The organism is Oceanobacillus rekensis, from assembly GCF_002153375.1.
In the GTDB taxonomy this organism is placed as follows: domain Bacteria; phylum Bacillota; class Bacilli; order Bacillales; family Amphibacillaceae; genus Oceanobacillus; species Oceanobacillus rekensis.
Map to the genome: position 1 here is coordinate 69,381 of NZ_MTBQ01000002.1, position 13,256 is coordinate 82,636.

At 37.6% G+C, this 13,256-nt stretch carries 11 protein-coding genes; 6 read left to right on the plus strand and 5 right to left on the minus strand.

The window, feature by feature from the left end; genetic code table 11:
- The first annotated feature begins 335 nt into the window (after positions 1–335).
- Entirely contained in the window at positions 336–806 is a 471-nt protein-coding gene (gene yiaA, locus BV906_RS04325) for an inner membrane protein YiaA (RefSeq protein ID WP_087972228.1), read from the plus strand.
- Between the two features lie 329 nt (positions 807–1,135).
- On the opposite strand, the gene BV906_RS04330 is transcribed toward yiaA, so the two are convergent.
- Positions 1,136–1,555: an OsmC family protein gene (locus BV906_RS04330; protein WP_087972229.1), complete on the minus strand. Its 420-nt coding sequence runs from the start codon at positions 1,553–1,555 to the stop codon at positions 1,136–1,138.
- A 130-nt stretch (positions 1,556–1,685) separates the two neighbouring features.
- A complete protein-coding gene (locus tag BV906_RS04335) occupies positions 1,686–3,224 on the minus strand; it encodes an AbgT family transporter (RefSeq protein WP_087972230.1) in 1,539 nt (512 codons plus the stop codon).
- 244 nt (positions 3,225–3,468) lie between these two features.
- Between BV906_RS04335 and codA the strand changes: the two genes are divergently transcribed.
- The gene (gene codA / locus BV906_RS04340) at positions 3,469–4,731 is read left to right on the plus strand and encodes a cytosine deaminase (RefSeq protein ID WP_087972231.1); all 1,263 of its coding nucleotides are present in this window, start codon (positions 3,469–3,471) and stop codon (positions 4,729–4,731) included.
- Positions 4,732–4,803: 72 nt separating this feature from the next.
- Here codA and BV906_RS04345 read toward each other — a convergent pair whose 3' ends face one another.
- Positions 4,804–5,310 carry a GNAT family N-acetyltransferase gene (locus tag BV906_RS04345; protein ID WP_087972232.1) on the minus strand — a complete coding sequence of 169 codons (507 nt, stop codon included), beginning with the start codon at positions 5,308–5,310 and terminating at the stop codon, positions 4,804–4,806.
- Between the two features lie 217 nt (positions 5,311–5,527).
- Between BV906_RS04345 and BV906_RS19750 the strand changes: the two genes are divergently transcribed.
- The gene (locus BV906_RS19750; RefSeq protein WP_281254123.1) at positions 5,528–5,647 is read left to right on the plus strand and encodes a GntT/GntP/DsdX family permease; all 120 of its coding nucleotides are present in this window, start codon (positions 5,528–5,530) and stop codon (positions 5,645–5,647) included.
- A gap of 213 nt (positions 5,648–5,860) precedes the next feature.
- Here the strand turns inward: BV906_RS19750 and BV906_RS04350 are convergent, their stop codons facing one another.
- Positions 5,861–6,847 carry an NAD(P)H-quinone oxidoreductase gene (locus BV906_RS04350; protein WP_087972233.1) on the minus strand — a complete coding sequence of 329 codons (987 nt, stop codon included), beginning with the start codon at positions 6,845–6,847 and terminating at the stop codon, positions 5,861–5,863.
- A 123-nt stretch (positions 6,848–6,970) separates the two neighbouring features.
- On the minus strand, positions 6,971–8,344 hold the full coding sequence (locus tag BV906_RS04355) for a solute carrier family 23 protein (protein ID WP_087972234.1): 1,374 nt from the start codon (positions 8,342–8,344) through the stop codon (positions 6,971–6,973).
- A 589-nt stretch (positions 8,345–8,933) separates the two neighbouring features.
- On the opposite strand from BV906_RS04355, the gene BV906_RS04360 reads away from it, so the two are divergent.
- From BV906_RS04360 to BV906_RS04370, 3 genes are all read left to right on the plus strand, one after another.
- Entirely contained in the window at positions 8,934–10,787 is a 1,854-nt protein-coding gene (locus tag BV906_RS04360; protein ID WP_087972235.1) for a helix-turn-helix domain-containing protein, read from the plus strand.
- 246 nt (positions 10,788–11,033) lie between these two features.
- Entirely contained in the window at positions 11,034–12,224 is a 1,191-nt protein-coding gene (locus tag BV906_RS04365) for an acyl-CoA dehydrogenase family protein (protein ID WP_087972236.1), read from the plus strand.
- A gap of 121 nt (positions 12,225–12,345) precedes the next feature.
- A complete protein-coding gene (locus BV906_RS04370) occupies positions 12,346–13,194 on the plus strand; it encodes an alpha/beta fold hydrolase (RefSeq protein WP_087972237.1) in 849 nt (282 codons plus the stop codon).
- Positions 13,195–13,256 lie beyond the last annotated feature (62 nt).

The window sequence follows — 13,256 nt, forward strand, 5'->3', positions numbered from 1 at the left end:
CTTTAATATAATATAAGCTCTCTCCTTTGTTATATTTTTTGAATATATATACAATTTAATCTCTTTTCTAATAGAATGTCCAATAACTATTTTTTGGGTAATTAATGGAAATCCAAAATATTTTTTTGATTTCTAGTCGTGGAAGCATGGGGACGGTTCTCATGCTTCCTTTTTCTTGCGTGAGAGGAAGCAAAAGAACCGTCCCCATGCTTCCATTTATAAAATTATCTTCTATTTACAGGAAATTTATATATATATAATGTAGGTAAGGGCAATACAGTGTACTTATGGTACTTCATTTTTTTGATTAGAAAAAGGATGGGGGTAAAAATTGAATGTCTGAGGAACGCGAGTCTTTATTAGATATGGAAAAAGAAGATGATTCAAATGTTGAATTAGAAAGGAGAGAGGGGGAGCCAACTTCAGCTTTCAAAGGTGCTTCTTGGGCAGCTTTATTGATTGGTGTTGGATCTTATTTTATCGGTCTGTTTAACGCAACAATGGAATTGAATGAAAAGGGGTATTATTTTGCGGTTTTAATATTCGGGCTTTATGCTGCGGTATCTTTACAAAAAGCAGTAAGAGATAAGGAGGAGGGAATACCGGTTACTACTATTTATTATGGTATTAGTTGGGTTGCACTAATTATATCTATTTTATTAATTGGCATCGGTTTGTACAATGCTGGAAGTATTATTTTAAGTGAAAAGGGATTTTTCGGTATGGCATTTGTTCTTAGTTTATTTGCAGCAGTAACCGTTCAGAAGAATATCAGAGATACACAAAGGGTGAGGGAAAGAGAATGAGGTATTCTACGATTTTGCTTATCTAGTTTTATTAGTAAGATAACTCCATGATGCTTATATTAATTGACCGGAAAAGGAAAAAACCCTATAGTGCAGACGCTTGGAAAGTCTGCACTATAGGGTTTTTGTTGCATCAAGTCCACAAAGGAGTAAGTCATGAAGAGCGGATACGACTTTGGGAGGAAAAAAAGGAAAGCGATAATTAATAATAGTAAGTTGAACGGAAAACGAATAATCAGGAGCATAAACAAAGGCCAGAGTTTAATTTCTGGCCTTTGTTGTTTAATAAATTACTCTTTATGCAATTAGCGATTTCGGAAATTTTTCGGTTAGGCGGATTGTTCCTCGCCATTCAAAATTAGTTTGAAAGAAATTTCTCCACTTAATGAATCAGATACGGAACAATATTTTTCCTCTCCGAGATGGATTGCGCGCCACACTTTCTTGCTGTCAATATCACCATCAATCGTAAACGTCACAACAATCGCTGTAAAGCCTTTTGGTGCTTCTTCCTTTCGAGTGCCATTTGTTTCTATTTCTATTTTATCAATTTTATCGAGATGGGGTCGGAGAATCATTGTTACATCAATCCCAATACACCCTGCTAATGAACCTAAAAGCATTTCTGTTGGGGTAGCACCTTTTCCTAAACCACCGTAAGCTTCTGTCGCGTCCATATTTACCGCATAGCCAGAATCACCAACCGCTTCGAAGGCACGTCCACCCGTCCATGTTGTTGTTACTTTCATCTCTATCATCCTTTCTTGTAGTTCGTGTTCAAAAAGGAGGGTAAATAGGACCGAGAAGTTCAAGGCGGCGGAGAAACAAGCCAACGTAGAAATTCGATGTGTCATATTTACCGGACTTTTTGAACAACCTCTAGTACGTTAAACTTGTCCCAGGTCCAACCGGTATACCTAGTAAATACCATATTACAAAGAAGATTGTCCAGCAAACTAGAATGGCAATGGAGTATGGAAGCATTAGGGATATCACTGTTCCGACCCCATTTTGTTTCCCATACCGCTGGGCAAAAGCAACGACGAGTGGGAAGAATGGCATCAATGGCGAAATAATATTTGTTGATGCATCACCAACCCGATATGCCACCTGGGTTACTTCCGGAGATATGCCCATTTGCATAAACATCGGTACAAATACAGGAGCCATGATTGCCCATTTTGCAGAATCTGCAGCAATAAATAGGTTGATTATTGTTGTAATCAGGATCAATGCGACAAGTAATAGTGCCCCATCTAATTGAATCGCCTCTAATACGCTTGCCCCTTTTACCGCGATAATGGTACCTAAATTCGTGTAATTGAAAAATGCAACAAACTGTGCTGCAAAGAAAATCAATACAATAAATCCAGCCATTGCCTCCAGTGAATAGCTCATTAGATTTGCAACATCTTTATCATTTTTGATTTCTTTTGTAACTATCCCATAAACCGTACCAGGCACTAAGAAAATCAGCATCATTAGAAAAATAATACTGCTCATGAAAGGGGAAACGATTAGACTTCCACCCTCACCTCGAAGTGGGCCATTTTCAGGAATGACAAGGAATGCTATTAAAATGACTGTAATTAGGATAGAGATATTTGCCCAAACTAAGCCTTTCTTTTCAATACTGGAAATTCCGCTTTGGTTGGGGGTAGGTTCACTTGGTACATATTTTCCTAATTTCGGTTCAATCAGCTTATCTGTGATAATCGTGCCAATAATAACAATTAAGAAAGTAGAAGCAAACATAAAGAACCAGTTATCTGTCGGGTTTACCAAATAGCTGGCATCTAAAATGCGGGCAGCTTCTGTAGAAATCCCGCTTAATAACGGATCATTGGTACCTATAACTAAATTTGCAGAGTATCCCCCTGCAACCCCAGCAAAAGCAGCTGAAAGACCTGCCAAGGGATGCCGTTTGAAGCCTAAAAAAATAATAGCGCCGAGTGGTACAAGTACGACATAACCGACAGAAGCAGCTACATTCGATAACACACCCATAAGTACAACAATGGGCGTCACAAATTTCCTTGGAGCTTTCGTAACCGTATTTGTCATTAAGGCATTAATATAGCCACTTTTTTCAGCGACACCAACCCCTAACATTGCAACTAATACCGGTCCAAGGGCAACAAATGATGTAAAGTTGGATACAATACTTGAAAACATATATGCAATGCCCTCGGAAGTGAGCAAACTGACTGCACCGACGTTGAGCATTTCGGTTTCCATCGTTTCATTGTTTACTCCTTCAAACGTCACGCTCGTTCCCATAGAATAAAGAATATGAGATAAAACGATAACGGTGAATGTAAACATTATAAAAATGGTTACAGGATGTGGTAACCGATTTCCCTTTTCCTCGATAAAATTTAACATACGAATTGACTTGGATGTGTTTGTTTTATTCATAGCTGCACCTACTTATCCTATTTCTCTTTCCAAGTATACTTATATGATAATAAAAGTCTAGAATATTGTCTTAGGATGGAAGCAGATTTCACAAAGAGCATGGGGACGGTTCTCCTGCTTCCATTTTTGTGTGAAGTGGAAGCAAAAGAACCGTCTCCGTGCTTCCTATATGTTAAGATTTAGCTGGGGTTTCGCGCAAAGTTGGTTAATATAGTAAAGAGAATTTGAAGGAGTTGTTTTACGAATGATTCTAAAAAATGCAAAGCTTTATGGCCAGGAAGGCAGATGGAATATTGGGGTGAAAGGAGAGCAAATTAAGACGATTACGCCTCATACAAGTCAAAACGAGACAAGTGATGTGAACGTTATCGATCTTCAAGGGAAAATTGTACTGCCTCCATATGTAGAACCGCATATTCATCTTGACTATGCGCTGACAGCAGGAACACCAAGATGGAATCAATCGGGTTCTGTCTTTGAGGGAATTGAAATTTGGTCTGAACGGAAACAAATTGCCAACGAAACAAAGGATGATATTAAAAAACGTGCCTTAAAGGCGATAAAAATGCAGCTAAAGCATGGTATTCAGCATGTCCGCACCCATGTAGATGTAAGTGATCCGAAATTAAGAGGGTTAGAAGCCTTACTGGAAGTGAAAGAGGAAATAAAACCTTGGATGGATTTACAACTTGTAGCGCTTCCCCAAGAAGGGCTTTACACGAAATCAGATGGGGAAGAGTTGCTGATTAAGGCACTGGAAATGGGAGCGGACGTTGTCGGTGGTATTCCACATTATGAATTAACTCGCGAAGATGGTGTTCAGTCCGTATTAAAGGCACTGGAACTTGCGGTGAAATATGATAAACTCGTCGATATTCATTGTGATGAGATTGATGATGATCAATCAAGATATATTGAAGTACTTGCAGGGGAATCGCTGAAATTAGGTATGGGTGACCGTGTTACCGCAAGTCACACAACCGCAATGGCCTCGTATAGTAATGCATATACGTACAAGCTGTTCCAAACCTTGAGAAAAGCTAAAATTCATTTCGTTGCGCTGCCAAAGGCCAACTTGCATTTACAAGGGAGATTTGATAATTATCCAACTCGTCGGGGACTAACACGAGTGAAAGAGTTACTAAATGAAGGAATAAATGTTTGCTTTGGCCTTGATTCCATCATGGATCCTTGGTACCCGCTTGGCGATGGCAATCTCATGGATGTTGTTGACACAGGCCTACATGCTTGTCACATGACAGACCATGACCACATCGTGACTGCACTGAATCTAATCACAACTAATGGAGCCAAGGCATTAGGAATCGAAGAAGGTTATGGCATAAAAGAAGGGAATAAAGCAAACCTGATTGTCATTGATTCTGATTCAGAATATGAAGCGATTCGCACACAGGCAACCGTGCTCTACTCCATTCGAAATGGAAAAGTGATGGTGGAAACGAAACCTGCAGAAACAACCATCGATGTACCGGGTCTTTTATGGTAGGGTATTCATTCCTGAAAACATTGGGAGATGGGGTCGAATCAAGGTCCCCATGTCCCGTATCATGTTAATTTTTCATAATAAACGATGATATCTTAATGCTTTAAAATCTTCTCCTTCAATAATTCCGTACTCATCTTGCTCATGGATAAACTGAAAACCCTTTGCCTCATAAAATGGAATGCCCTTCCTATTTCCTTTCGTAACATTCACCCACTGTACTTTTGCACCATATTCGATGAGCTCTTTTGTAACTGCCTCAAGAATCATCGTACCAATACCCTCTTTTGTACGCTCGGGATCTAGATATAGGGTATGTAATTCACCATGATCTTCACTAATCATTCCACCAACACCAGCACCTAAGACTTTTCCATCTTCTACTGCAACCATCCAGCCATTCCATTCCGGGTTAGTCGTTGTGACTTCCTTCAACAGTCTGCTAGGCGTATAAAATTCACTAATCAGTCGTTCGATGTATTCAGTTGTTAGAATATCACTATAGGTGGCCCAATAACTATTAATACAAACTTTCGCTATTCCATCGATATGCTCTTCTGTCGCTTTTAGAATTGTAATCATTACAAAGGCTCCTTTAAATAAATTTTACTTATTTAATAATTGCAATTTTCAAATGTTATCTATATCTAGAATAATACGTAGGCATATAAAATGAAAGGATTATAAGAGAAATCGGATAGGGGCGGTAGATAATTCGCTATCCCAGATTTACAGTTTCTATGGCTAGGTTTGCCTTTATGGCGACATAGCTTTACATGTGAATGATATTGTTTTCTAGATTGTCAAGCAGTCTTTTGGTTTAAAGATGGAAGTCACATTCTCAACATGGACCGTGTTGGATACATTAATTTCTGTTTGTGGAATCGTATTAGTATTGATGCTTAGCCTGTTTGTTTAAAAATATAAAAAAACTGCTAGTGTCCAATGGCTTTGTTAGAAGCTGTACAACTAGCAGTTTTTATTTTAGTTTATGTTCTAGAGCCATCAAGTTAGTATACTATCAAAACCATAAATATAGTAAGTTTGATGGTTAATACATTACGTATTTAGCCAAGGTATTTCTTTAGATTCGCAATTCCATGGCAAATTATATCGTTCAGCTATGCTGAATTCAGCTTGTTGAATCGACTTTTAAGATAATTTTCCCGATGTTTTTGTTTTGTTCCATGTGCAGGTGTGCTTGTTGAATATCCTCAAAAGCAAATACACGGTCGACAATCGGCTTAAGCTGCTTACTTTCAAAATAATTTAGAGCATTTGTGGCAAAATCTGCTGTCAGTTCCGCCTTGTACTGATTACTTCTTGGTGTAAGCAGTGTGCCTGTCAACTGAATCCGTTTAGACATCAGATCTCTTAAACTTACTTCTTCTATTTTCGCTCCGCCTAATACGCCAATTAGTATCCAGCGTCCATCTACCTTGATGCTGGCCATATTTTTATCCCAGTAAGATGCTCCGATAAAGTCCAGAATTAAATCAACACCTTGTCCATCTGTCGCTCGCAATACTTCCTCAGCAAAATCTTGCTCCTTATAGTTGATACAGTGATCTGCGCCTAATGACTGGGCAAAATCCAGTTTCTCTTTTGAACCAGCAGTAGTGATGACTGTCGCCCCGACAAGTTGTTTCGCAAGTTGGATCGCTGCTGTTCCGACACCGCTTCCACCGGCATGAATGAGTACTGTTTCGCCCTTGCTTAATCGCCCTAACCAAAATAACGTTTGATAAGCAGTTAAGAATACTTCAGAAATCGCTGCTGCCTCTTCAAATAATAAGCCTTCCGGAATGACCATCGCCCGGTCAGCAGGCATAACAGCATATTCTGCATATCCGCCGCCATTCACAAGTCCCATTACGCTTGTTCCGACTTTTACTTCTGTTCCCGGTCCAGCTTTTTCAACAATCCCCGCAACTTCAATCCCCAAAACTGGATTCTTCAAATAACCTGAACGGCCTTCGCGGTTGACGATGTCCGATCGGTTAACAGCGGCCGACTTCACTTTGATTAACAATTCACCTTCGTGCGGTTCCGGTTTCGGCTGTTCTGATTCTTGTAATTGTTCCGGACCGCCTGGCTTTTTCACAATGATAGCCTTCATATATTGTTTCTCCTCTCCTAACGTATTTATCTTTCTTCAAGAAGTGCTTTTTAGCTGCAGGAGTTGAATTCCCCTTTATTTTAAGCTTAATGAACGAAGAAACGTCTTTATGTAAACCAAACCTCAGACGATATCTTGCTCTTCTTCAATTTCTTCCTTATTCTGTTTCTTTCTCTTTCTCCCAGTATTTTCAATTGTAAAATACAAGACAACTCCCAGAATTAAAGCAGGCGCAGCACCGTAAATCGCTAGAACAATAGCCATAATTCCGGCAACACCCATCTCTACTTCCGTTTTCACTTGTTTCATACCGATTGTTATACATAAATAACCTGTTAAAATCAATGTAATCGAGAGAGCAATCGGTAAAAATGGACGGAAGAAAGTAACTAGTGGAAGCATGAATATACCTATGGAAAAAGCAATAAGCATTGTGTTTGTGCCTGAGTAAATACTATCCATTGCTTTTCTACCCTTCGTATATCTTTCCGTTACAGAAGCAACACCGGCAGTATAGATTGGTCCCGACATCCCAGGATGCGGTGCAAATAAGCCATTTAACAGATTTCTGACAAATGTTAATAGATGCATTTGACTAAAGCTATAGGAGATTTTTTCATCTTTTCGTGCTTCGCTAGCCCTCTTAACCATTTGTTCCCCAACAATAATATCTCCATAAGCAATAATGTAAGCCAATACTGCAGTTGGAACAGCTGCTATTAACAAATCAATTCCAGGAAATCCAATAACCCATGGAGTTAACTGCCAAACTTCAGAAATAGAAGGCACTGTAATACCCCATTCTATACTAGGAGTAGGGTACTCTCCAACAAGCCAGCCAACGAGTATTGCTGTAAGAATAGCTGGTACGATACCGTAACTTGCTATAAAGCGTACAAATCGATTTTGAATGGACATTTTTTTGAAGTGCAAAGAAAACATTGTAAATAAACATAGCAAACCACCAACAGTTATCGCGATGGGAGTTTCAGCTAAACGTCCACCAGGTTCAATTTCAGTCATGATCGCCGCTATACCTGCCCCTATCAGAACACCAGCCTTTAATGATGGTGGTAAGTTAACAACTACTTTTTCCCCTAACCCACTGATTCCGAAAATTAGAAAGAGGAAAGCTAAAACTAATTGAACAGCAATAACAGCTTGTACCGCTTCAGCACCTGGTTCGAATCCTCCTATAAAGACGACAATCAAAGGAATTAACGCAGTGATGAAACCGGATACAAAAGGAACTCCAAAAGTAGATGGAATTAGCATTAAAAATTGATTTAAAATCGTAATCGTTAATGCCGCTTCATAGGAAATCCCCATCACACTGGTCATGATTTCAATCATACCTAATCCTGCGGTAAACAAAACTACCCCTTGAATCAACTCCGGAGTTTCTAGTTTATAATGAATGAATGGTAATCTCATTTTATAGGGCCCTATTGGCCAGTATGGTTGTTCTGCACCATTTTTTCTTTTATACAAAGACAAAATATGTCACCCCTTCACAACGTAATCGCTTTCATTTTGAATGAATTATCTGTATCGCTACCTACTAACTTGTAAACTACTGAACTCTTGACTTCCTTTAAAAGTCGCTTATAAAATTGAGAGATAATAATTCGTTAAAACTATTTGTTAATTGTCGCTTATTTTATACTATCCGTTATTAGTATTTTGCGTCTTGTAGTAATATAATGTGAGACTGCTTTCTTTGAAAGTAATCCATCAAACTTACAAACAATCGCGACAACAGCTTAAATATCAAGGCTTTACAAATTTAACCCCCTCCTTTATTAGCGTACATCCAGTAAAAGGTGGAGAAAATCAAAGTACATCATTTTTCTCTGAATTTTCGTTTTTATTTTCCGTTTGCTAATATTCTGGTAATATAACGACATATCAAGTAGTATAAAAAAATTGCTGATAAATGTCAACGATGAATTCTAATGCTTTAAATGAACTCCTGTAATCTAAACATGGGATAGGAAACATGGCGAGGTAAGAGCCGACTTGCTGCTAAATTATTATACTTGCTAAACTTTTATAAAAACAATGATTGATGGGGAGGATTGGTAAAATGGAAATTCATGTCCCTAAAGAGATTTATCGTATTCAAGTCACAGATGCCAACCGAAAAATTATAACTTCTTCTTCTATATTTGGTATTCTTTTTGATCAACTTAAAAAGAATATCGGAGAAAATCGTGTCAAAAGTTTTTTGTTTCATTTTGGCTGGGAAATGGGGATCAACGATGGAAAAGAAGCATTAAAACAAAACTTACCGATAGATGCCCTAATTAAGTATGGACCAAGGCTTCATATAAAAAATGGCCATATTGCAGGAATTAATCACCAATGCAAGGTGCAATTGGATCATAATGATAACGTAACATCCGTACTAGGACAAGGTGTTTGGATTGAAAGTTATGAAGCAAGGGAATACAGGAAAATCCAAGGTATCTCGGATACACCAGTCTGCCACACACTCGTGGGATATTCAAGCGGTTATATGTCGACGATTTTGAAAAAAACACTCCTGGCCAAAGAACTAACCTGTGTAGGCAGAGGTGACTCGGAATGCAGCTGGGTTATTAAAACAAAAGAAGAATGGGAAAGCGAAAATGAAGAAGATCTTCATTTTTTTAAAGATCAAACAATTATAAACGAGTTAAGTTATACCTATGAACAACTGCTTGAACAGCAGAAATTCCTTGAAGGGCTAGCAGATTTCCAAAAGCAGCTAACCGAGGAGATAGTTGGTGGCAGTGACTTGGAAAAAGTAGCAAATAGAGCTTTTGAACTTATACGGATCCCAATCACTATTGAAAATAGGGATTCCGAAAAGATTACGTATGCAGGGCTAACCGATGAACAATACACGATGTTAAAAGAGGATTTGGATGAATCTATGAAAGACTCGAAATCCATTCATGTAAATCACAAGGAAAAGGGAGAATCCATTACAACAGATATACAAAAGAGATTGGCCTTTCCAATAATTGTTCAGCAAAGAATTATTGGATACTGTTCATTTATATACACGAATGAGAAAAATATAGATTTTGAAAAAGACTACCTGCTCTTAGAACGTTTCAGCAATGCTATTTCCCTTATTCACCTAAACGAAAAGACAAAATTTGAATCCTTTGAACGAATGAAGGGAAACTTTCTAGAGCGAATTATCGACGGCAATTTACCTAAAGCCGAGATGGTGAAGAGAGGTAATTATACTGGAGTGGATTTAACCAATCCATACTATATCATGGTAATGGATTATCAGCTGAACCACCATTCCATCGAAGAAGAATTTCAGCTAGATGAGCAAATTTACGAAACAACAACTTATTATTTTAAAGAGAGAAATCAACACATCCTCGCAGGTCATCATGAAGGGAAATTAACCGTCTATATCAGTATTGACCAATTAAAAGAACACCAAGCAGCTAAATTATTTACCGATTTCTATCAGTATTTACAAAGAAAATATAAGAAGAATGAATTTGCTCTGGGAATAAGTAATATAGCTGATGATATTAAACAAATCACCAAGTATGTTGAAGAGGCTACGATTGCATTAGGGTTAAGTGCAGACAGTGGATTAACATTTTTTAATAATTTGGGAATTCTAGGTGTGTTAATTAGTTCAAAAAATAAACAGGCAATCAAACTTCTTGCCGAGAAAGAATTAGGTCCACTGCTAGATGAAAAAAATGCAGATGAATTAATAAGAACATTATATTTATATTTATTAAACGGTGGAAAATTGGAAAAAACCACGTCAGACCTAACCTTATCCATGGGAGGGTTAAGACACAGAATTAGTAAAATAGAAGATTTACTGAATAGAGACTTACGTAATCCAAATGATATGCACGAGATATTGCTCATTCTTCAGTCACTGATCGCATTAGGTGAATGGAGATTAAATTAAAAACGTATGCTTAGTCAACCTATTTTTTAGTCTTCAGTTAAAATATTTATCTTAAAGAGAGACCGTCATTCAAACAGTGGCGGTCTTTTAAATGGAATAAAAAGAGCACTTTTTGCTTTTTATTCCGTTAACAAGACAATTTTTGCTCTAGATAAATTTCTGATAGTTCCTTATACTTTTATTTGTAAGCGATACCAATAATCTAAACAAAATAAATATTAAAAGTTATCAAAAAGGAGTGCAACTATGGTAAACGCATTGTTAAACAAAACAGATAATGATACCATTCAAAAATTACTAGATGACGCAAAAGAAATTGGAAAATTAGCAGAAAGGGAATCCGCAGAAGCTGAAAAAAACGCATCAATTTCTGCTAATGTTGCTCAAGCGATTAAAGATTCACCGATTTCAAAAATATTATTACCAAAAGAATATGGTGGTCCTCAAGTTGATTTAAGAACGTTCGGGGAAATTGTTCGTACGGTGGCTTATTATAATGTTTCAGCTTCATGGCTGACATTTCTATATCCGCTTCATAACACACTTCCATCGTATTTACCAAAAGAAGCAAGAGATGAGATCGTTAATCAGGGTGGGTTAATCAGTGATATCTTTGCTGCCATTGGAACGGCTGAAGAAGATGGCGATGGTTACCGCATTAGTGGTAAATGGAATTTTGCAAGTGGAGTTAATTATAGTGATTGGATCGGTGTTGGTGTAGATATGCAATTACCTGGTATGGACAAACCAGAAGTGTGTTTGCCTATTCTAAAAACATCGGATCTTCAAATCGTTGAGAACTGGGATACCTTTGGTCTTCGAGGTACAGGAAGTAATCAAATTATTGCCGACAATGTATATGTACCTAAAGAAAGAATTCTTCCAGTATCACGTATGGAAGTAGATGGTAGACCACCAGAAGATGACTATGATAAAGACTATCCGTTCTATCATGTTCCATTCTTCCCAGCGTTTTACTTGGGATTCCCATATATGGCACTTGGCGGAACAAAGCGCATCATTGATGAATTCAAAAATGCTACTGAAAAACGCAGACGTTTAATGGATAATGGTTTACTAGAGAGTGAATCTCCACGGAGTCAACGTGTAATGGCAGAAATAACAACTGATTTTCATGCAGCAGAAGCTTTAATGGATCAATATATTACAAAACTCGAAAATGCTCGAAACAATGTAGAAGAAACTTCAGCAGCAGAGTTCTTTGCTATTCGAACGAAAGTAACGAAAATTTGTACAGAAATTGCTGTACGCGTTCTGCTAACACTCGGTGGAGCTGCATTATATAAAGGCGGACCAATTGAACAATTCTTCCGTGATGTTTTAGCCGTTGCTACACATAAAACTTCTCTATATGAGGACTCTGTTCAAGCATATGGGTTGGAATTATTCGGATTTGATAGTGGCGTTCGTGGTTAATAGGGTATGATTTTTTTAGCACATTATAAGATGTAAGCGTTTTGCTCTAGTTAAAAGTATCTTAAATGAGGTATTTCTTTGATGATTTAGAAGATATATAAATTATTTGGAGGAAAATTAAATGACAATTTGGAATGAATTAGCTGATCTAGAATTTAAACTATACTATGTAGATGCAAATGGAGTAAAAACTAGAGTGCTGGAAGCGGGCGAGGGTGAACCACTCATCCTTCTTCATGGTACAGGCGGTCATATCGAGGCATATGCAAAAAATATGCAAGGATTGAGTAAACATTTCCGTGTCCTTGTTGTTGACATGTTAGGACATGGTTATACAGATAAACCTAATAAGCCATATGGCATCGATGATTACAGTGACCATTTACTCGATTTAATGAAAGCTATGAACTTAGAGAAAGCATTTATCTCCGGTGAATCATTAGGCGGTTGGGTAGCAGCATGGTTTGCAGCTCATCATCCAGGCTATGCTAAAGCATTAGTACTAAATACTCCTGGTAATGTTAACAGTGACCCGGAAGTTATGGAACGTCTCAAAAAATCTACTATTAATGCTGTAGTAAATGCAAACTATGAAAATGTAAAGACAAGATTAGAATGGCTTATGTACGATAAGTCAATTGTAACTGATGAACTGATTGAAAACCGACGTCAAATATATACACAGCCATCTTACCAAGAAGCGGTCTATAATATTGTTCACCTTCAAGAAATTGAACCAAGGAAAAAATATATTTGGGACCCATCATGGTGTGGGAAGATCGATGTACCAACACTATTAGTTTGGACGGATCACGACCCTACTTCTACAGTAGAACAAGCAGGCCCGATTAAAGACATGATTCCAGGAGCAGAACTTGAAGTAATCTATGATGCTGGACACTGGCCACAATGGGAACAAGTAGAAGCATTCAATAAAAAACTTACCGACTTTATGCTGAAACATAAATAAATCTTAAATGATCGTTTTTCAACTAACAATAAATTATACAATAGATTCTAAAAAAATTAGAT

Coding starts and splice junctions, on each gene's coding strand:
- BV906_RS04335 (WP_087972230.1), bottom strand. CDS start 3,224: ATGAATAAAACAAACACATCCAAGTCAATTCGTATGTTAAATTTTATC.
- BV906_RS04330 (WP_087972229.1), bottom strand. CDS start 1,555: ATGAAAGTAACAACAACATGGACGGGTGGACGTGCCTTCGAAGCGGTT.
- BV906_RS04370 (WP_087972237.1), top strand. CDS start 12,346: ATGACAATTTGGAATGAATTAGCTGATCTAGAATTTAAACTATACTAT.
- yiaA (WP_087972228.1), top strand. CDS start 336: ATGTCTGAGGAACGCGAGTCTTTATTAGATATGGAAAAAGAAGATGAT.
- BV906_RS04350 (WP_087972233.1), bottom strand. CDS start 6,847: ATGAAGGCTATCATTGTGAAAAAGCCAGGCGGTCCGGAACAATTACAA.
- codA (WP_087972231.1), top strand. CDS start 3,469: ATGATTCTAAAAAATGCAAAGCTTTATGGCCAGGAAGGCAGATGGAAT.
- BV906_RS04345 (WP_087972232.1), bottom strand. CDS start 5,310: ATGATTACAATTCTAAAAGCGACAGAAGAGCATATCGATGGAATAGCG.
- BV906_RS04360 (WP_087972235.1), top strand. CDS start 8,934: ATGGAAATTCATGTCCCTAAAGAGATTTATCGTATTCAAGTCACAGAT.
- BV906_RS04365 (WP_087972236.1), top strand. CDS start 11,034: ATGGTAAACGCATTGTTAAACAAAACAGATAATGATACCATTCAAAAA.